Genomic DNA, 19284 nt, shown 5'->3' on the forward strand with positions numbered 1-19284 from the left:
CTCCGACGCCAAGCGCTGTCATATTGGCATCAAATCCAAGGAGCCGAACATGTTGAACCAGGATACCGAATACGAAAAACTAACGAGAGAGGTATACGAAGAAATCCTTAGAACTGATGGATTCGATACAATCTTAGTAAAACACAATGTAAACCTCGCTGGAAAATCGACACAAAAGCATCAGCTAGATGTTTATTGGGAATTCAAAGTCGCAGGACTGGTTCATCGCGTTGCCGTTGAGTGTAAAAACTATACATCTACAATAACGGTTGGCAAGGTGAGAGATTTCGCAGCAGCTCTTGATGATATAGGTAATATACAAGGAATATTCATAACAAAAACCGGATATCAAAAAGGTGCAAAGGTATTCGCAGACCATAAAGGCATAGCATTGAAAATGCTTAGAGAACCTACAGCCGAAGATCTAGAATTAGCACTTGGCATTAAAACCATACATACTGCAGGCACAATGTACTATTTAGATAATGTGCGCCCAGCATTAAAATTTGATCTCAACTGGATTGAATCAAATACAACACTGAGAGAAGGTGACTCCATCGAAATATCAGGAATGACGGATAAAATCACAATAGTTGATGAATCCAGCAACATTATCGTTAAATGGTCCAAACTGCAAAATGAACTCGCAGAAAACTCAGGAAAATTTGAAGAGTTTGAAAACCGCATAAAGGTATATAACTTTACGAACCACTATATAATCTGGCCAGACTGTACACACGGCAAGTTAAAGCTAGAAAAAATCGCCTTCAAATATAATATACGCGCCATCAAAACAACATCAAGGTTCGAAGGGAAAATCGCAGCAAAGGCTGTATTGAAAGACATAAAGACAGGCGAAATACATCTTCACCAAAGAAAAGTGACAGTCGAGTCCCATACAGAGCGGGAAGACTCATCCAAAAGTACTTTGAGAGGGGGACATCTGAGTCAGACCACAATACCTCCCACAGTGGACTTAGAGAAGAAAAACGAATGAGTCACGACCTGCTGATTCAACCCAGCGCTCCACGGTGTAAGATGCACCCACAAGCTCTTAGACACTTGTCCTACACAGTTAATTCGTTTATTTACTTAAATGATTTCGCGCTATAATTCCGAGGACTTTAGATTAACTAACTGCTCACGCGGGACATTAGTAGAAAACTCACTCACAACTAAATAGTCGAAATAAAAGCTCAGGAACCCTCAAGAATTTCACGTCTTTCCCGCACCACGAAACCCTTCAAATTTTTCAAGCACAACTCAGCTTCAACAGTAGGAATAAGTTTTTTAAACTCTACGTGATACTTCTTAATCACTGCATTGCTAACGGCAACATAATTCTGTAGTTTTTCATATTCACTCTCCACAGAGCGATACAGCTCTTCAACGCGGCAAAAGGTCCTTGCAGCATCAACACCTTTTGCTATCAAACCATCTAAGTGACCAGACAATTCACTATCAAAATAAACATCTACAACCCCCAAAACCACACGAAGCTCAACTTCAACCTCTTTACACTTAAAATACCACTCCAACGATTTCTCTCTAGTTGACTCATACTCAACTCGATAGCTCTCTTTTACCCCTTCAAAAAAAGCCTCTTCCTTAGCTTCAATATAAAGAAAAATGGCCTCATTAACACCCGACGACAAGTGCGCGATATGATAATTCTCAATTTGCTCCACGTACTTATAAATAAGAGAAATTGCAGTCTTGTAGGTATCAAGCCTAAGATCAAACTCTTCCTTCAGCCACACCTCACGCTGCTGCCCCTTCCAAATTAAGTTCTTATAACCTTCCAAATCAACAAGATATTGCGTCCTCACGCGTTCAACTTGATGAGTAATACCTGCAACATCTTCTTTCGTAGCGAGATTTTCACCTTTCTTTTTGATATAACCGGGCAAATAAAACTTAAACAATAAAAACTGAAATACAACAAATACCAAGAAAACCAGCCCTAAAAACCTATTTAAAAAACCACTCAAAAACTCAATATAAATCACCACACCCCTCCAAAAAAACGCCTATTAAATTCTGTTCCTTAAAAATATACAGACAGTCCATCACCGATGGCTGTCATGACTCGGATATCCCTAAACCTTTCGGAAGACCTGTCCAACTCTGTCGCCAACTTGGCCAAAACCATCGTCAACCTGGAGCTGGGGTCCAAGCTGCCGGAGGATACCATTGAAGACCTGACGGAAGATAACAAGGGGGAATTCATTGGGGTCACCGCGTACTACCGCGACAGAGGGACCGGTAAAGGCAGTGAAAGCAGAGGTCAGAGCAAGCCTCGACGATTACGGTAGTTATATGCTATGGAGAAGACGGCGAAACGGGCAGTGGATCGAGAGTGGAACAGACTTGAGGTCAAAAATATCCAGGAAGGTTTGCCTTTAAAATAGCTAAAGTCACCTGCTCTGGACCACGAACCCAAATTTCATACGCCATCACCAACCCAGTAATTTGATTCGCAACGACTGCCTTATGGAGGTATTCGTAGCCCTGTACTCGGACGAAAAATCTAAGCATTTCATCGCTCAACGTAAAAAACTCATCGTGCTCTAAATCTAAAGCGTCTGAGGACTCAAGCAGCTTTCGATAGTAGAAGGCGATCTCGTCTTGGTCGTCCCCCCCTTGAGCACCTATCGGCAGCGTCATATCCGGCCGGCCGTTAAATCCTTCGTGTGCAACCTTGTGGCATTCGAAACACAGCGTAATTCCGTTGCCGAGTTCATATCGCGCCTGCGAAAACAAAGTCCGTCTAAAAACATGATGCGCTTGGACCCGATCGTCAGAATTACAGACGACACACTGGTGAGCATCTCTAGCTCTGACAAACCTACTCCAAAGCGCCAAACACCATCTGTCTGAGCGGTTGTTATCAATTGCTCTATATAGCCTATCTCTAAGCCTGATTAACTGTTCCTTGTCGATAACAGGAACTCCTGAACTACTCATCAGCCTCTCCTTGATTATCGTGGATTGATTGCGCCGGCCAGCTTAGTACCGCGTGGCTCCAACTCACGAAATATTCCTGTTGAAACAACACCAAAAGACAGCACAAACGGACAGATTTATTTATACCATCGCTGAGAAAAAGCTAATCACAAGACAGCAAAAAGCCGCGTCATCCGCGGCTTTTTTGCCTTAGGCCTTCAGTTCATCCGGTGTATGCGTCTTAAGCCAATCAGCCAAGGCGGCATTCATTCGCGTTTGCCAGCCTGGCCCAGAAGCCCTGAATCGCTCCAGCACGTCAGCATCAAAACGAACATTAACGTGCTCTTTAGTGGCTACCGACTTTGGCCGCCCGCGCTTGGGTTTGAGCATTTCCTTCGCCTGAGCTTTGCCAAACAATCCCACAAGCACCTCGCTGGCTGGCTTGGCCTTAGCAAAGTCTTCAGCCGACCACTCAGGGTTCGCTGTATCGACCTTCTCAGGGCTGGGTTTCTTGGTCATAATTTTTGACCTCCCGTTTGTTGGCTTTACGAAAGCTGATGACGTGGACCGCGTCCCCCCGTGGGGTGAACACTACGACATGCAGCCGATCCCCTATGTATCCCATCGCTCGATAACGACACTCACCGTAGTCGAATCGATCATCTTCCACGATCAAGGCCGTAGACCATTCAAAGTCCCGCACTAACGCAAACGGGAGTCCGCGTTCTTCAACGTTACGAGCGTCTTTGGCTGGGTCATAGGTAATATGCATGTGATTATCGTATCCACAATAAATCATCAACACAAGCTGCGCGTCGAAAGCCTACCGAGCATGCACTCGGGTTACCACCGATGATTGGCTGGCTGGGCTTGAGAACCCGCCAAGTACCTGACAAGCATCCCTGATAAACTGTGCCCCATTCGCCTCGCTGACTCAGATCCCCCATGTCCCTACAAACCGCCCCACTCTCCCGCCGCTTTTCAGTCGCCCCCATGATGGACTGGACCGACCGCCACTGCCGGTTCTTCCTACGCCTGCTCTCCAAACACGCCCTGCTCTACACCGAGATGGTCACCACCGGTGCTATCCTCCATGGCGATCACGACCGCTTCCTGCGCCACAACGAAGCCGAGCACCCGCTGGCGCTGCAGTTGGGCGGCAGTGTTCCGGCTGATCTGGCCGCCTGCGCTCGAATGGCCGAGGCCGCCGGTTACGACGAAGTGAACCTGAACGTCGGTTGCCCCAGCGACCGGGTGCAGAACAACATGATCGGCGCGATCCTCATGGCGCACCCTGCCCTGGTGGCGGACTGTGTGAAGGCCATGCGCGATGCGGTGTCGATTCCGGTGACGGTGAAGCACCGTATCGGCATCAATGGGCGGGACAGTTATGCCCAGTTGTGTGATTTCGTCGGGACGGTGAAGAACGCCGGTTGCACCAGTTTTACCGTGCATGCGCGGATTGCGATTCTGGAGGGGTTGTCGCCCAAGGAGAACCGGGACATTCCGCCGTTGCGTTATGACGTGGCGGCGCAGTTGAAGCGGGATTTTCCGGAGTTGGAGATTAATCTCAATGGTGGGATCAAGACGCTGGAGCAGTGCCAGGAGCATTTGCAGACGTTTGATGGGGTGATGCTGGGGCGGGAGGCTTATCACAATCCGTATCTGTTGGCGGAGGTGGACCAGCGGTTGTTTGGCAGTGAGGCGCCGGTGATTAGCCGGGCGGAGGCGTTGGCGCAGTTGCGGCCTTATATTGCTGAGCATTTGGCCAGTGGTGGGACGATGCATCACATTACTCGGCATGTGTTGGGGTTGGGCACGGGGTTTCCAGGAGCACGCAAGTTCAGGCAGTTGTTGTCGGTGGATATTCATAAGGCGGCGGATCCGTTGGCGTTGCTGGATCAGGCGGGGACGTTGTTGGAGGGGCGGTGATTGGTAGAGTGTCAGGTAGATGCTCATTGGGTTTACCGACGCTATCGCAGGCAAGCCAGCTCCCACATATTTAGCGGTGATTGCAAGGGCGCGGCAGGTGCTGCCGGCCCTTGCTGCACTGTTGCTTAGTTTTCCGGCACTGTTCCTTTGGGCACAGTTACCCATTGGTCGGTGTCGCGGTTATACCTTTTCCAATCTTTATCGGTCCTGACTTTTCGGTAAAGCGTGTTGAATGTGGTGCCGCCGAGTATTTGAAATTGAACTTCACCGCCTGGCGTTTTGCAGTTAACCAACCCCAGAATGGGTGAGTTCGGGTTTACTTGCAGTGCATACACGGCGTCTCCAAAGGTTCCGGTGGTGGCGTAGTCCAGTGCAAAACTCACGAACTGACTTTTCGGGGTGTCGCTGGACTGTAAGGCGAGCAGTCGCATTGTCGTGTAGGTGGCACCGATAAAACCCAGCGCGTGTAGGTCAGGCCCATCGATGGCCCAGTATTTTTCGGGTGTGCCACCGTCCCTGGGGTATTTGTCCAGGTCGTTCTGCGCTTTGGAGTAGATCACCCCGGCCTTGAGTTTCTGGACGTGCCAATTGTTGGTGTCCGCGCTCTCATACGCGCGGTATACCCAGGTGGCAGGCGCAGTCACTCTGGTATCGGTGATCTTGCCGCCGTAGGATGAGGTCAGTTCGTTTTCCTTTTCCAGGGTGCGGCTCCCCATGGGTTTACCTGCCTTGGCAGTGTCAATGATGCCACGCATTTCCTGGGTATCGTAACAACCGGCGCTGAGGGCCTGCTGTACCGGGTCATCAGAGTTTTTATCGGCCCAAGTTAGCGCTTGCCAGTCAGGTATAGCACAAGTAAAAACAGCAACAACTAAAGAGCTGGAAAATAAACTTTTCACAACTTCAAAACATTGATATTTCCTCTATCAACTGGCTTGAAACCAGTGGCGCAGGACGGGTGGAATCCAGTTGAACCTAGCTGCGATTTTGCCCTCCAATTGAGCACCACGGCCGGTGATTCAAACGGCCGTTTCCAGGTTATTGCCCTCGCAAACGACCTAACGCATTTGCGCCCTTGAGCGCCTGCCAGCGCTCGGGTAATGTCACTAGACCCACAGGACAGAGCACGCCCATGACTTCCAAGCTGGAACAACTCAAGCAATTCACCACCGTCGTAGCCGATACCGGCGATTTTTCCACCCTCGCCAAGCTCAAGCCGCAAGACGCGACCACCAACCCTTCCCTGCTGCTCAAGGCTGCGTCGATTCCTGGCTATGCCAAGCTGCTGGATGAGTGCGTGCAGGACTGCAACGGCGATGTGGGCCTGGCCAGTGACCGCTTTGCGGTGGCGGTGGGTCAAGAGATTCTCAAAGTCGTGCCGGGCCGTATTTCCACTGAGGTGGATGCGCGTCTGTCGTTCGACGAGGCCGCGATTCTCAAGCGTGCGCACCGTCTGATCGACCTGTACGACAAGGCTGGGGTTGGCCGTGACCGCGTGCTGATCAAGATCGCCTCCACCTGGGAAGGCATCCGCGCCGCGGAGAAGCTGGAAAAAGAAGGCATCCAGACCAACCTGACGCTGCTGTTCTCGTTTGCCCAGGCCGTGGCTTGTGCTGAAGCGGGTGTGTTTTTGATTTCGCCGTTCGTGGGCCGTATCTACGATTGGTACAAGAAGGCCAACGGCAACGACTACACCGGCTCCGATGACCCGGGCGTGCAGTCGGTGACGCGCATCTATAACTACTACAAGGCTAACGGCTACAAAACAGTAGTGATGGGTGCGAGCTTCCGTAACCTCAGCCAGATCGAGGAACTGGCCGGTTGTGATCGCCTGACCATCAGCCCGGACCTGTTGGAGAAGCTGGCAGCCGATGAAGGCAAGCTGGAGCGCAAATTGGCGCCAGGCCATGCCGGTGAGGCCCGTGTGCATATGACTGAAGCGCAGTTCCGTTGGGAGTCCAACGAGGACGCGATGGCGACTGAGAAGCTGGCGGAGGGGATTCGTCAGTTTGCTCGGGACCAGGAGAAACTGGAGGCGTTGTTGTCGGCCAAGCTGTAAAAGCAGATAGCAGCAAAAAGGGCGGCACCTGTGAGGGTGTCGCCCTTTTTTGTGCGTCGGTGTCACCGCCGTCCGATGTGGGAGCTGGCTTGCCTGCGATAGCGGTGGGCCAGCCAACACTTCATCGACTGACACTGCGTAATCGCAGGCAAGCCAGCTCCCACATTGGACTGTGTGTGTTTGGGCAGGGAGGCCGTCAGTGCCGCTCGAGGGCGTTGACGAGGTCGTGGAAGGCTTCGCGGTTGGACTCATTCAAGCCCATCAGGATTTTGTGCGCTTCCAGCACCTTGACCCGCACCACTTCCTCGGACTGGTCCTGGGACGGCAGGTCGGTCAGGCACTCAGGGCACGGGATGGGGCGGTCAACGATGTTGAACACCTGGTCAAAGCCCATGGATTGCAACAGACGGGTGATGTCTTCGTGGGTGGTGACCACGGTCGGCAATAGGCCGACCTTCTGCCGAGACAGAATGGACAATTTGGCCAACAGGCCCAGGGTGGTGCTATCGATGCTGCGCGTTTCGGTCAGGTCGATCACGATCGCCGAGAAGTTCAGCGCAGTGAAGATCCGCTCGATCGTCGCATCCAGGGCCGAACACAAGGTCAGGCGCACTTCACCGACAAATTTCAGGACGAAGGTCCCGTCTTGCTCGGCGAATTGGATTCTTCCGGTACTCATCAAAGATTCCTGCTCAACACCAATAGGGCGATATCATCCGGCATCTCCCCTAGCGTGGCCAATCCAAAAACCTGCCGCAGGCCATCCAGGCTGCCGCCCGCCGACTTGACCTTTTGGGGCAAGGCGGCTTCTTTCTCTTTGAGTGTAGGCTCTGGAAGAAGGTCCAGAATACCGTCAGACATCAGCGTCAGGCTGAAGGTCGGCGGCAGTTCCAGGATGTGGTCTTCGTAGGTGGCTTCGTTAAACAAGCCTACGGGCAGGCCACGCCCTTCCAGGTAGCGCACACTGTCAGGAGTGTACAAAACAGGCATCGGCAGGTGACCGCCAATGCTGTAGGTCAAAAGACCGGTTTCTTCGTCGATCACGCCGCCGACCATCGTCACGTGCTTGCCCAGCTTGCAGCTGATCAGGCCCCGGTTGATGTGGCCCAGCACCTCGGAGGGGGTGAACTCCGGCAAGGTGCCGTTGCGCTTGGACTCGAACAACAGCCGTGTGGTCATGAACTTCAACAACACGGTAACAAACGCGGAAGACGCGCCGTGGCCGGAAACGTCGGCCAGGTAGAACGCCACACGGCGCTCATCGACACGGAAATAGTCGACAAAATCACCCGACAGGTACAACGACGGGATGATCTGGTGGGCAAACTTGAACTCGTCAATCGTCCAGGGGCTCACCGGCAGCATGTTCATCTGCACCTGGCGCCCGGCGTTCTGGTCTTCCTGCAGCAGGTTCAAGCTGGCTTCGAGCTCGCGGTTGGCGGTCTCGAGCTTTTCGCGGTAGCGCTGGTTTTCCAGGAGCAGGCGTGCACGGTCCAGGGCGCGGCGCACCGAGTGCTCCAGCACGGCCAGGTCTTCCAGGGGCTTGATCAGGTAATCGGCGGCGCCCAGGCGCAAGGCTTCAACGGCATCGTTCATGACACCGGCACCGGACACGACAATCACCGGCGTTTGCGGGGCAAGGTCGGTCACCTGGCGAATCAGCTCCAGGCCGCCCATCTGGGGCATGCGCAGGTCGCAGATCACAAGGTCGGGCTTGTCGCGCTCGAATACCTGGAGACCCTGTTGGCCATTACTGGCCTGCAGGACGCTGAAGCCACTGTCTTCCAAGTAGGCCGCGAGGCTCGCGCGCACTACTTCGTCGTCATCGATAATCAGCAGCGTGGCACTGGTTTTTTGCATGTGGGCAAACGGCGCCAGAATTAGGTTGGCGTAGGCGGCTCGGCAATGGCCGGGCTCACGTACTGGATTCGCTTTCTAGCCTCTCTGTCCTACAAAGCAATGGGATTTGGCCCATGCACAACGGTAAAGCAGAGGTGCCCTTCTAAGGCGCAGACGGTACTCCCATCCGTGAGGGGTTTCAAGCTCATGCCGATGGTCGCCGGGCGTCTTTACACCTCAAATCACCGGGAGTTATAAGAACCCTCACAACCACAACGCAAAGTAAGGATGGATGCTGTGAGCGAACACGAGCGCGACTACGCCGAAAAACGCGATTTCATCCGCATGCGAATAGATGCCGATGTGTCTTTGATCCATGCCGGGCAGGAGATTGCCGGTACCTGCGTGGACCTCTCCAGTTCCGGCATGCAGGTGCAGGCACCCCGCCAGTTCACTGTGGGCGACCTGCTGACCGTGCGCATTGATTCAGAGCACGCCGCGCTCAGGGGTCTTGAGGCGGATACCCAGGTGGTGTGGGCCAAGGCGGTAGGCGATGACCAGCATCTGGGCCTCAAGATTCTGAAAATGCGCTAACGCAACATCCCGCCCCTGCGCAAAGGTGACGCGGAGCGTCACGGGATGCATTCCCACGCGGAGCGTGGGGAACGATCAGCGCGCACAAAAAAGGCGACCTTACAAAGGTCGCCTTTTTCATTTCAAAACGTCACAGCTTAAAAGTCGTCAACGACCTTGCCGTCCTTGACCTTGAACTCGCGGTTCTGCAGGTAAGCGTTACGAATGAAGGTGTACTTGTCGCCGCTGATCAGCTTCTCGCTGTCGAGCAGGCTGGCGCGCACGTCAACGACGTTGAGGCCGAAGGTGCTGTTACGCCAGCCGATGTCGTTCATGTAGCGGTACGGCTGGGTGTAGCTGTCGACATATTTGGACGGCGCATCACGCAAGGTGCTTGGGCCCAGCAACGGGATCATCACGTACGGGCCGCTGCCCACGCCCCAGTAGCCGAGGGTCTGGCCGAAGTCTTCATCGCTGCGCTGCAGCCCCATTTTGGTGCCGACGTCGATAAAGCCCAGTACGCCAAACGTGGTGTTGACCAACAAGCGGGCGGTGTCGACGCCTGCATTGTGCGGCTTGAGTTGCAGCACGTTGTTGGCCAGGTTGCCGACATCACCGATGTTGCGGAAGAAGTTGTGAACGCCGTCCTGCACAAATTGTGGGGTGACGAACTGATAGCCCTGGGCGATTGGCTTGAGGGCATAGGTGTCAACGGTGTCGTTGAAGGTGAAGATGGGGCGGTTGACGCTTTCCCACGGGTCATCTTCCGAGGCCGCTTGGGCAGCGAAAGGCGCCAACAGGATGGTGGCACACACCGATAGCTGAGCGAAGTACTGGCTCCAGCGCATAGCTTTTGCTCCTTGAATGGTCTGTCATGGGCGCTATGCCCTGAATAAGGCTGTCAGTATATGACGGAAGTGCCGATTTAGGCAGCTACCTAGAATCGTCTTAGGGAAAATGCACAAAATTCCTACAAATATCGACAGTGTCATCCCCTTGTCATGCCGCCCCGATAGCGTGGCAGCTATTTCAGGGACGTTCAGATGCCACACGCCGAGATTGCCGTCGCCGCCGCCCCCTCATTGACCGCCGTGTTATTTGGCCTGAGTGGCTGCCTGGTGGATTTTGGTTCCCTCGCGCGCACCGACTCACCTTGCGCCGACGCCGAGGCCACGCCAGGCGCGTTGAAAATCCTGCGCAGTCTCAAAGAACAAGGCGTGCCCTGCGCCTGGCTGGACGAACTGCCTCCCGCCGTGACCACGCCACTCTGCGCCGGCCTGCCTGGCTGGCTCAAGGCGGCCTCGCCCTCCTCCATTCGCTGGCCCGCGCCCCACGCTTGCTGGCAAGCCCTGATGGAGTTGAACATCGAACGCCTGGAAGGCTGCGTACTGGTCAGCGGCGAGCCGCGCCTGCTGCAATCGGGCCTGAATGCCGGTTTGTGGACCATCGGCCTGGCCTCCTGCGGTTCGCTCTGCGGCCTGTCGCCCCAGCAATGGCAGGCGCTGACCGAGCAGCAACGCGAACACAAGCGCGGCAAGGCCACGGTGGCGCTCTATGGCCTGGGTGTGCATTCGGTGATCGACCACCTCGGCGAACTCGGCACCTGCCTGGCCGACATCCGCCTGCGCCAGCTCAAGGGCGAGAAGCCCTGATCGAGATCATGCACAGTTGGCCGCAGTGGATTAATCTACAGGTCAGCCCGTAGACCTTTCACGGCGTGCCGCGGTCTATGCCAGTGCCTATCGATAAAAGGAAAGAACGTCATGCCTGATCGCGAGAAGTTACAACAGCAGGCCGATATTGTGCGTGAGCAACTGGAGAATCATCCCGAGTTGCCCGCCGAGAAACGTCAAGCATTGGAAGAGTTGATCGCCAAATTCGAAGTCCAGTTGGAAATGGAACCGGCCACCCAGACGCCCAGCATCGCTGACGATGTGAACCGGGCAGTGGAAGGTTTTGAACTGGACCATCCAGGCATTGCCGGGACGTTGCGCAATATCGTGCTGACCCTGGGCAATATCGGCATCTAACCCGAGCCCAAGCCAAACACAAAACCAAATGTGGGAGCTGGCTTACCTGCAATAGCGGTGTATCAGTCACTTGATGAATGACTGAAAGATCGCAATCGCAGGCAAGCCAGCTCCCACAGTTTTTTGTATGAAGGCTTACTGACGCGCCAGGCGCACGTTCAGGAACTGGGTGTTCTCAGTGCTGCGGTAAGGATTGATATCCAACCCACCCCGACGCACATAGCGTGCATACACGGTCAACTTCTCCGGCTTGAGCAAGCGCTGCAAGTCCAGGAAGATCCGCTCCACACACTGCTCATGAAAGTCCGAGTGCTGGCGAAAGCTGACGATATATTCCAGCAGGCTGGCGTGATCCAGCGCCGCACCACGGTATTCCACCACCACACTGCCCCAGTCAGGCTGGCTGGTCACCGGGCAGTTGGATTTGAGCAGGTGGCTGTGCACGCTCTCCTCCACCACGCGCGAATCATCGCAACGCAGCAGTTCCGGGCGCGGGTGTTCGTAGCTGCTGACGTTGATATCCAGGCCGTCAATGCACACGCCCGGCAATGCCATCACGCCTTCTGCCTCGATGTCGGCCAGGCTGCGAATGCGCACGCTCACTGGCTTGCCGGCCGCAGAGCTGAGGTCGGTGCGCAAGGTGGCTTCAAGGCTTTGCGTATCGGCAAACGCGGTCTGGTTCAGCGAGTTGAGGTACAGCTTGAACGACTTGGACTCGATGATGTTCGGCGAGTCGGCCGGAATGCTGAACTCACCGATGGCCACCACCGGCTTGCCCGAGGGCAACAACCAGGACAGTTCGAAGCAGTTCCAGAAATCCACGCCCTTGTACGGCAGGGTCTCGGCGCTCAGGCCCAGCTCGGCCCACTTGGCGGCGCGTGGAATCGGAAACAGCAACGAAGGCGTGTAGGTGCTGATGTATTCACTGGACTTGCCCAGCGGCGAATGTTCGGCTGCGGGATGCATGGCGGAAACCTGGCTAAATAAACCGCGCCAGTCTACCAGCCTTTGCTCCCGCCCTTAACAAACGCCTCACTCAACGGTCAGTTTGCCCACCATGCCCGCCTGGTAATGCCCGGGCAGGTTGCAGGCAAACTCAAGGCCTGTGGCCTGCTTGAACGTCCAGGTCAGTTCGGCCGTCTTGCCCGGCTCCACCAACACACTGTTGGGATCGTCGTGCTTCATGCCGCCCATGTCGCCGTGGCCCATGGCGCTGTGATCCATCTTGCCCATACCGGTGGCGGTGAGCATGCCACTGGCTTGCATCTGCAACATCTCTTTCTGGTGGGCGGCATGCATGGCCGCGTCTCCCAGGTTGAACTCATGCAGCAACTGGCCTTTGTTGACCAGCACAAAGCGCACGGTTTCACCGGCCTTGACGTCCAGGGACTTGGGCTCAAAGGCAATGTCCCGCAGCGTGACTTCAACGGTGCGCGTGGCTTTATCCGCCGGGGCCGGCTGGCCGAACGCGTAGGTGTGAGTCGCATCTGCCAGGGCATTGAAACTCAACGCCAGCAGGCAGCCTGCCAATAACAGAGGTGTACGCAACGCCATCTTTCACTCTCCAAAATAGGTATCCAGCTTGGGCAACACTTTAAGATGGCCTCGCTGCCAGCCAGCTGACTGCTAGATTACAACTTTGTCAGCTTGCGCCCATCCCCTGACGAGCACGGTATAAAGCCCAATGTTTTTTGTAGGAGCGAGCTTGCTCGCGAAGGGCTTAAGCACAACGCGTCAAGCCTGACAGCCCGCGTTACCGTTGGCGTTTTTCGCGAGCAAGCTCGCTCCTACATAGCCCCTATCAAGAGCCCGATATGAAACTGCTGATCGTCGAAGACCAACCCAAAACCGGTCATTACCTGCGCCAGGGCCTGGCCGAAGCGGGCTTTACCACCGAACTGGTGGCCGACGGCACCAGTGGCCAGCACTTGGCGCTGACGGGCGACTATGACTTATTGATCCTCGATGTGATGCTGCCCGGCCGCGATGGCTGGCAAATCCTGCAGGCGGTGCGCAGTGCCGGCCTGGACATCCCGGTGCTGTTCCTCACCGCTCGCGATGCCGTAGAAGACCGAGTACATGGCCTGGAGCTGGGCGCCGACGATTACCTGGTCAAGCCCTTCGCCTTTTCCGAACTGCTGGCGCGGGTGCGCACCTTGTTGCGCCGTGGCAGCAGCACGCCGCAGGAGACCACGCTGCAACTGGCCGACCTGAGCCTGGACTTGATCCGCCGCCGTGTCGAGCGCAGCGGCCAGCGCATCGACCTCACCGCCAAGGAGTTCGCCTTGCTGGAGCTGCTGCTACGCCGCCAGGGCGAAGTGCTGCCCAAGACGCTGATCGCCTCCCAGGTGTGGGACATGAATTTCGACAGCGACACCAACATCATCGAAGTCGCCATTCGCCGCCTGCGCCTGAAAGTCGACGACAATTTCCCCAATAAGCTGATCCACACCGTGCGCGGCATGGGTTACGTGTTGGAGGAACGGTTCACGTGATCAAGCGCCTGTCCCTGACCAGCCGCCTGGCGCTGCTGTTTGCCGCCTGCACGGCGGTGGTCTCGTTGATCGCCGGGGTGTTGTTCAACCGGGCCAGCGAGGCGCATTTCATGGAGCTGGACCAGCAACAGCTCGAAAGCAAACTGGTGGCCCTGCGCAGCACCTTGCAGGGTGTCGCCTCACCGGAAGACCTCGCCCGGCGAACCCCTCAACTGCGCGCCGAACTCGATCACCAGCCCGACCTCGCCTTGCGCATCACCGGGGCGGGTCAACGTTGGCTGGACGGCGCGCCGCACCTTCCCTTGCCCCAAGCGCCCGGCCTGCACAGCCTGCAATACGCAGGCACCGACTACCGCGTATTCATCGCACCCTTGACGCCCAGCCAACTCGATTCGCCACAGCTGACACTGATCCTCGACATCACCCACCACCAGCACTTTCTGCAACGCATGCAACGCTTGATCTGGCTGACCGTCGGCCTCTCTGCCCTGGCCACTGCCCTGCTCGGCGCCTGGGCTGCACGCAGTGGCTTGCGACCACTGCGGCGCATGGGCGAAGTGGCTGCCAGCGTCTCCGCCCATTCCCTGACGCAACGCTTACCCCAAGCGCAAATGCCGGTGGAACTGGCGGAGCTCGCCCAGGCCGTCAACGCCATGCTGGCCCGCCTCGATGATGCGTTCCAGCGCCTGTCCGCCTTCAGCGCAGATATTGCCCACGAACTGCGCACACCGCTGTCCAACTTGCTGACCCAGACCCAAGTCATCCTCACCCAGCCACGCCCGCTGGAGGATTACCGCGAGGCGCTGCACAGCAACCTGGAAGAGCTGCAATGGATGGCGCAACTGGTCAACGACATGCTGTACCTGGCCAAAGCTGACCACGGCTTGCTGATGCCCAGCCGAGAAGCTCTGGATTTGGGCGATGAGGTCGACGCACTGTTGGAGTTCTTTACCCTGCTGGCGGAGGACGCACAGGTGACGCTGGTGCGCGAAGGCACCGCCCAGACGATGGGCGATCGCGGTATGTTGCGTCGGGCCTTGTCGAATCTGCTGGATAACGCGCTGCGGTTTACCCCACCGGGCGGTGAAGTGCGGGTGCGGATCGAGAGTGGCGTGACACTGACGGTTGAGAACAGCGGGGAAGGCATTCCTGCGTCGTTACTGCCGAGGCTGTTTGACCGGTTCTACCGAGCCGACCCGTCGAGGCGCGCAGGCAGCAGTGAACATGCGGGGCTGGGGTTGGCGATTACCCAGTCGATTGTACGCGCGCATGGCGGGAGGATTTATTGTGAGTCGCAGGCGGGCTGGACAAGGTTTGTGATCAAGTTGCCCAATGGCGACTGCTGATCGTTCCCACGCTTTGCTGATCGTTCCCACGCTCCGCGTGGGAACGCATTCCGGGACGCTCTGCGTCCTAACAGCGGACGCGGAGCGTCCGGTGAGGCGTTCCCACGCAGAGCGTGGGAACGAGCAGGTTACGAATACCTGAGGGCATGCGCCGGCTCAATCTTCGCCGCCCGATACGCCGGGTAAATCGTCGCCAAGAAGCTCAACACAAACCCCGCCGAGCAAATCAGCAACACATCCCCACCTTGCAGCTCCGAAGGCAGGTTGCTGACAAAGTACACATCCGAGCTGAAGATATGCTGCCCGCTCACCCGCTCCAGCCAGCCCACCAGCTCACTCACGTTCAGCGCCGCAATCACCCCCAGCACGCCGCCGATCAAGGTGCCGACCACACCAATCACGGTACCCTGCACCATGAAGATCGCCATAATCTGCCGAGGTGTGGCGCCGATGGTACGCAGGATGGCGATGTCCGCGCCCTTGTCGTTCACCACCATGATCAAGGTGGCGATGATGTTGAACGCGGCCACGGCGACGATCATCAGCAGCAGCAGGCCGATCATGGTCTTTTCCATTTTCATCGCGCTGAACAGGCTGCCCTGGGTGTGGGTCCAGTCATCCGCCTTGTAAGCCGCGCCCAGGCTGGCGGCGATATCTGCCGAGACTTTGGGCGCTGCATACAGGTCCTTCACCGCCAGGCGCACGCTTTGCACCTGGTTGGGCTGCCAATGCTGGATTTCAGCGGCATCGGCCATGTGGATCAGGGCCATGGAGCCATCCAGTTCGGCGCCGACCTTGAAGATGCCCACCACATTCAGGCGCTGCATGCGCGGGGTGATACCGCCCGGGGCGCTGCTGAGCTCCGGCACGATCAGGGTCAGCTTGTCGCCCACGTTCAGGCGAAAACGCCGCGCAGTGATATCACCGACCACCACACCGAACTCGCCAGGTTTGAGGTCGTCGAGTTTGCCGCGCACGATGTGCTGGGCCACGATCGACACCTTGCCTTCCTGGGCCGGGTCGACGCCGCTGATCTCGATGGGCTGCATCGCGCCCTTATAGGAAAACATGCCATCCATCTGGGTGAAGGGCACAGCGGCGGTGACTTGCGGATTCTTCATCGCGGCCGCTGCCACCGGCTGCCAATCATCAATCGGCTTTACGCCGACGATGGTGGCGTGGGGCACCATGCCGAGGATGCGTGAGCTCATTTCACGCTGAAAGCCGTTCATCACCGAAAGCACTACGATCATCGCCAGTACGCCCAGGGCGAGGCCGATCATCGAGGTCATCGAGATAAACGAGACAAAACGGTTGCGGCGCTTGGCGCGGGTATAGCGCGTGCCGATAAAAATCGATAACGGTCTGAACATTCGCGGGCACCGTTGGAAAAATGAAAAAGCCCGGCCTCAAAAAACCGGGCTTGCAACAGGTCAGATAGCGACCAGATGACCTTCCTGCAAATGCAGTACGCGGTCCATCTGCCGGGCCATGCTCATGTCATGGGTCACCACCAGGAACGCGGTGCGCATCTGGGTGCTCAACTCCAGCATCAAGTCCTTGATGCCCTGGGCGGTGTGGGAGTCGAGGTTGCCGGTCGGCTCGTCGAGCATCACCAGGCCCGGGTTGTTCACCAGGGCACGGGCAATCGCCACGCGCTGGCGCTCACCACCGGACAACTCCGCCGGCTTGTGCTCCAGGCGATGACCCAGGCCGACGCGCTCGAGCAAGGCCGTGGCACGCTGACGCGCTTCAGGAATCGCGGTCTTGCCGATCAACAGCGGCATGCACACGTTTTCCAGGGCGGTGAATTCCGGCAGCAAGTGGTGGAACTGGTACACAAAGCCCAACGAGCGATTGCGCAGTTGGCCGCGGGCCTTTTCATTCAACGCCGACAGTTCTTCACCGGCCAGCCATACGCTGCCCTGGGACGGCGTATCGAGGCCGCCCAGCAGGTTGAGCAAGGTACTCTTGCCGGAACCGGAACTGCCGACGATCGCCACACGCTCGCCAGGGTGCAGTTCAAGCTGCAGGTTGGACAGCACCACCACCGACTCCGGGCCTTCCTCGTAGGATTTGCCCAGGTTGCGGCAGCTCAGGATTGCTTTTTCACTCATGCCCGATTCACTCATAACGTAATGCCTGTGCTGGCTGGGTACGTGCCGCGCGCCAGGCTGGATACAGGGTGGCAAGGAAGCTCAGGACCAACGCAGCGCCGCCCACCATCAGCACGTCCTGGGGTTGCACCTGGGACGGCAAGTAATCGATGAAGTAGACGTCGGCGTTGAGAAACTTGTGGCCGATCACCTTTTCAAGCAGGGCGATGGCGGCGCTGACGTTCAGCGCGGCCAGAATGCCCACCGCCGTGCCGATCAAGGTGCCGACCACGCCGATCACGGTGCCCTGCACCATGAAGATCGCCATGATCTGCCCCGGCGTGGCGCCCAACGTACGCAGGATGGCGATGTCGCCCTTCTTGTCGTTCACCACCATCACCAGCGTGGAGATGATGTTGAAGGCCGCCACGGCGACGATCAGCAACAACAACAGGCCGATCATGGCTTTTTCCATGCGGATGGCCTGATACAGGTTGCCGTGGGTGCGGGTCCAGTCGCGAGCGTAGTACTCGGTTTCACCCAGGTGCTGGGCAATTTCCCAGGCGCCGCGCGGCGCATCGAACAGGTCGTTGAATTTCAGGCGCAGGCCCTGCACCTGGTCGGGCTGCCAGCGATGCAGGCGGGCCAGGTCGGTGAGATTGGTCAGGCCGATGTAACCGTCGATCTCGCCAGCGCCGACGTGGAAGGTGCCCACCACGGTAAAGCGCTTCATGCGCGGGAACATGCCGGCCGGGGTCACGGTGACTTCCGGGGCGACGAAGGTCAGCTTGTCGCCAACCTCTACGCCCAGCTTGGCCGCGGCCTTGTCACCGATGACGATGCCAAAGCTGCCCGGCGACAGCTCGTCGAGCTTACCTTGCAGCATGAACTTGTCGATGATCGAGACGTTGCGCTCCTGGGCCGGGTCGATGCCGTTGAGCAGGATCTTCTGCACTTTGCCGTCATTGGTCAGCAACCCCTGCATCTGGGTAAACGGCGCTACCGCCACCACCTTGGGGTTCTGCTGGACCTTGGCGGCCAGGCTTTGCCAGTCGTTGATGGGCGCATCGCCCTCGATGGTCGCGTGGGGCACCATGCCCAGCACGCGGGTGCGCATCTCATGATCGAAGCCATTCATCACCGACAGCACCACGATCATCACGACCACGCCCAGGGCGAGACCGATCATCGAGGTCAAGGAAATGAACGACACAAAATGATTGCGACGCTTTGCACGGGTATAACGCGTGCCGATAAATACGAAGAGAGGTCTGAACATGTCGGGGCTTGTTCGGAGGAAAAGAAGACGTCCCGGTGGCGGGGTCTGGTCAGCAGCTTTACACTCAGACCATTACCGTTACCTGGGGTTCGCCATGTCGACATTAGATGAAGAAGAGCGCCGCGAATACTACCGTATCGACGACATGATCGCACTTCAAATCAAACCCCTGTCGGGCCCCGACGCGGCGAGCAAGGAAGTGTTGCTGGATGATTCACCGCTGTTCAATCTGCTCAGCGAGCTGCACTTGAGCGAATTCGAAGCCCAGCACCTGCTGCGCCAGATCAGCGAGAAAGACCGCAGCCTGGCGGCCTTCCTCAAAGTGCAGAACAAACGCCTGGATCTGCTCAGCCAGGTCATGGCTCGCGGTTTGCTGAACGAGGTGGGTGCGCCGCAACCGGTGATCCTCTCCGAGGGCGGCATCGACTTCCAGCACCCGACACCGCTGGCCGCCGACACTCACCTGGCGGTCAAGCTGGTGCTGATGCCCCAGGCGCTCGGCCTGTTGCTGCGCGCGCGGGTGACCCATTGCGACCCCAAGGGCGACGGCTTTGATGTGGGCACGGAGTTCGAGTCCATGACCGACGCCCAACGCCAACTGCTGGCGCGCTATATCCTGCAGAAACAGGCCCAGGAACGCCGCCTGGCGCGAGAACAAAGCGAAGACCTCTGAATGCGTATTCACGACG

General features: G+C 57.0%; 22 protein-coding genes. 9 read left to right on the plus strand and 13 right to left on the minus strand.

Annotated features, from left to right (window positions below; translation table 11 throughout):
- Positions 1-49: 49 nt before the first annotated feature.
- Positions 50-997 (plus strand): restriction endonuclease, encoded by a 948-nt coding sequence (locus tag BT204_RS10500; protein ID WP_072446760.1) that lies wholly within the window; start codon positions 50-52, stop codon positions 995-997.
- 199 nt (positions 998-1196) lie between these two features.
- Here the strand turns inward: BT204_RS10500 and BT204_RS10505 are convergent, their stop codons facing one another.
- The 4 genes from BT204_RS10505 to BT204_RS10525 form a co-directional block, all read right to left on the minus strand.
- Entirely contained in the window at positions 1197-2009 is an 813-nt protein-coding gene (locus BT204_RS10505; RefSeq protein ID WP_054919823.1) for a hypothetical protein, read from the minus strand.
- Positions 2010-2376: 367 nt separating this feature from the next.
- Positions 2377-2967, minus strand: a complete 591-nt coding sequence (locus BT204_RS27345; protein WP_125919845.1) for an HNH endonuclease — start codon at positions 2965-2967, stop codon at positions 2377-2379.
- A gap of 189 nt (positions 2968-3156) precedes the next feature.
- On the minus strand, positions 3157-3465 hold the full coding sequence (locus tag BT204_RS10520) for a BrnA antitoxin family protein (protein WP_054919831.1): 309 nt from the start codon (positions 3463-3465) through the stop codon (positions 3157-3159).
- Positions 3443-3745 (minus strand): BrnT family toxin, encoded by a 303-nt coding sequence (locus BT204_RS10525; RefSeq protein ID WP_306109893.1) that lies wholly within the window; start codon positions 3743-3745, stop codon positions 3443-3445. Before BT204_RS10525 ends, BT204_RS10520 begins: the two co-directional genes overlap by 23 nt.
- 146 nt (positions 3746-3891) lie before the next feature.
- Here BT204_RS10525 and dusA point away from each other — a divergent pair, with 146 nt between their 5' ends.
- Positions 3892-4878, plus strand: a complete 987-nt coding sequence (gene dusA / locus BT204_RS10530; RefSeq protein ID WP_072446762.1) for a tRNA dihydrouridine(20/20a) synthase DusA — start codon at positions 3892-3894, stop codon at positions 4876-4878.
- 125 nt (positions 4879-5003) lie between these two features.
- On the opposite strand, the gene BT204_RS10535 is transcribed toward dusA, so the two are convergent.
- The gene (locus BT204_RS10535; RefSeq protein ID WP_139271501.1) at positions 5004-5777 is read right to left on the minus strand and encodes a hypothetical protein; all 774 of its coding nucleotides are present in this window, start codon (positions 5775-5777) and stop codon (positions 5004-5006) included.
- Between the two features lie 233 nt (positions 5778-6010).
- On the opposite strand from BT204_RS10535, the gene tal reads away from it, so the two are divergent.
- On the plus strand, positions 6011-6937 hold the full coding sequence (gene tal, locus BT204_RS10540; protein ID WP_019818234.1) for a transaldolase: 927 nt from the start codon (positions 6011-6013) through the stop codon (positions 6935-6937).
- A gap of 196 nt (positions 6938-7133) precedes the next feature.
- On the opposite strand, the gene rssC is transcribed toward tal, so the two are convergent.
- Both rssC and rssB read right to left on the minus strand, forming a co-directional pair.
- Positions 7134-7616 (minus strand): anti-sigma factor antagonist RssC, encoded by a 483-nt coding sequence (gene rssC / locus BT204_RS10545; RefSeq protein ID WP_003172602.1) that lies wholly within the window; start codon positions 7614-7616, stop codon positions 7134-7136.
- Positions 7616-8797, minus strand: coding sequence for a two-component system response regulator RssB (gene rssB, locus BT204_RS10550; RefSeq protein WP_014717527.1), 1182 nt, complete (start codon positions 8795-8797; stop codon positions 7616-7618). Before rssB ends, rssC begins: the two co-directional genes overlap by 1 nt.
- Before the next feature lie 276 nt (positions 8798-9073).
- On the opposite strand from rssB, the gene BT204_RS10560 reads away from it, so the two are divergent.
- Positions 9074-9370 carry a PilZ domain-containing protein gene (locus tag BT204_RS10560; protein WP_072446768.1) on the plus strand — a complete coding sequence of 99 codons (297 nt, stop codon included), beginning with the start codon at positions 9074-9076 and terminating at the stop codon, positions 9368-9370.
- A 137-nt stretch (positions 9371-9507) separates the two neighbouring features.
- Here the strand turns inward: BT204_RS10560 and BT204_RS10565 are convergent, their stop codons facing one another.
- Complete coding sequence (locus BT204_RS10565) at positions 9508-10197, minus strand: MlaA family lipoprotein (RefSeq protein ID WP_003189688.1); 690 nt, start codon at positions 10195-10197, stop codon at positions 9508-9510.
- Between the two features lie 195 nt (positions 10198-10392).
- On the opposite strand from BT204_RS10565, the gene BT204_RS10570 reads away from it, so the two are divergent.
- Positions 10393-11001 (plus strand): HAD superfamily inactivated hydrolase PcrP, encoded by a 609-nt coding sequence (locus BT204_RS10570; RefSeq protein WP_003189687.1) that lies wholly within the window; start codon positions 10393-10395, stop codon positions 10999-11001.
- 111 nt (positions 11002-11112) lie between these two features.
- On the plus strand, positions 11113-11379 hold the full coding sequence (locus BT204_RS10575) for a DUF4404 family protein (protein WP_014717525.1): 267 nt from the start codon (positions 11113-11115) through the stop codon (positions 11377-11379).
- A gap of 135 nt (positions 11380-11514) precedes the next feature.
- Here the strand turns inward: BT204_RS10575 and queF are convergent, their stop codons facing one another.
- Positions 11515-12345, minus strand: coding sequence for an NADPH-dependent 7-cyano-7-deazaguanine reductase QueF (gene queF / locus BT204_RS10580; protein ID WP_034126657.1), 831 nt, complete (start codon positions 12343-12345; stop codon positions 11515-11517).
- Between the two features lie 66 nt (positions 12346-12411).
- Positions 12412-12933: a copper-resistant cuproprotein CopI gene (locus BT204_RS10585; RefSeq protein WP_057975697.1), complete on the minus strand. Its 522-nt coding sequence runs from the start codon at positions 12931-12933 to the stop codon at positions 12412-12414.
- Positions 12934-13193: 260 nt separating this feature from the next.
- Between BT204_RS10585 and BT204_RS10590 the strand changes: the two genes are divergently transcribed.
- Together BT204_RS10590 and BT204_RS10595 are read left to right on the plus strand one after the other, a co-directional pair.
- On the plus strand, positions 13194-13874 hold the full coding sequence (locus tag BT204_RS10590; RefSeq protein WP_020302902.1) for a heavy metal response regulator transcription factor: 681 nt from the start codon (positions 13194-13196) through the stop codon (positions 13872-13874).
- Positions 13871-15220: a heavy metal sensor histidine kinase gene (locus BT204_RS10595; RefSeq protein ID WP_072446769.1), complete on the plus strand. Its 1350-nt coding sequence runs from the start codon at positions 13871-13873 to the stop codon at positions 15218-15220. Before BT204_RS10590 ends, BT204_RS10595 begins: the two co-directional genes overlap by 4 nt.
- 128 nt (positions 15221-15348) lie before the next feature.
- Here BT204_RS10595 and BT204_RS10600 read toward each other — a convergent pair whose 3' ends face one another.
- The 3 genes from BT204_RS10600 to BT204_RS10610 are packed head-to-tail and all read right to left on the minus strand — an operon-like array spanning position 15349 to position 18595.
- Positions 15349-16593, minus strand: a complete 1245-nt coding sequence (locus BT204_RS10600) for a lipoprotein-releasing ABC transporter permease subunit (RefSeq protein ID WP_072446771.1) — start codon at positions 16591-16593, stop codon at positions 15349-15351.
- Between the two features lie 60 nt (positions 16594-16653).
- On the minus strand, positions 16654-17337 hold the full coding sequence (lolD, locus tag BT204_RS10605) for a lipoprotein-releasing ABC transporter ATP-binding protein LolD (protein ID WP_019818240.1): 684 nt from the start codon (positions 17335-17337) through the stop codon (positions 16654-16656).
- Between the two features lie 7 nt (positions 17338-17344).
- Positions 17345-18595 (minus strand): lipoprotein-releasing ABC transporter permease subunit, encoded by a 1251-nt coding sequence (locus tag BT204_RS10610; protein ID WP_072446773.1) that lies wholly within the window; start codon positions 18593-18595, stop codon positions 17345-17347.
- Positions 18596-18689: 94 nt separating this feature from the next.
- Between BT204_RS10610 and BT204_RS10615 the strand changes: the two genes are divergently transcribed.
- The gene (locus tag BT204_RS10615; protein WP_054899069.1) at positions 18690-19268 is read left to right on the plus strand and encodes a PilZ domain-containing protein; all 579 of its coding nucleotides are present in this window, start codon (positions 18690-18692) and stop codon (positions 19266-19268) included.
- Positions 19269-19284: the final 16 nt, after the last annotated feature.

Source organism: Pseudomonas sp. NFPP02 (assembly GCF_900119355.1).
Lineage (GTDB): Bacteria > Pseudomonadota > Gammaproteobacteria > Pseudomonadales > Pseudomonadaceae > Aquipseudomonas > Aquipseudomonas paracarnis.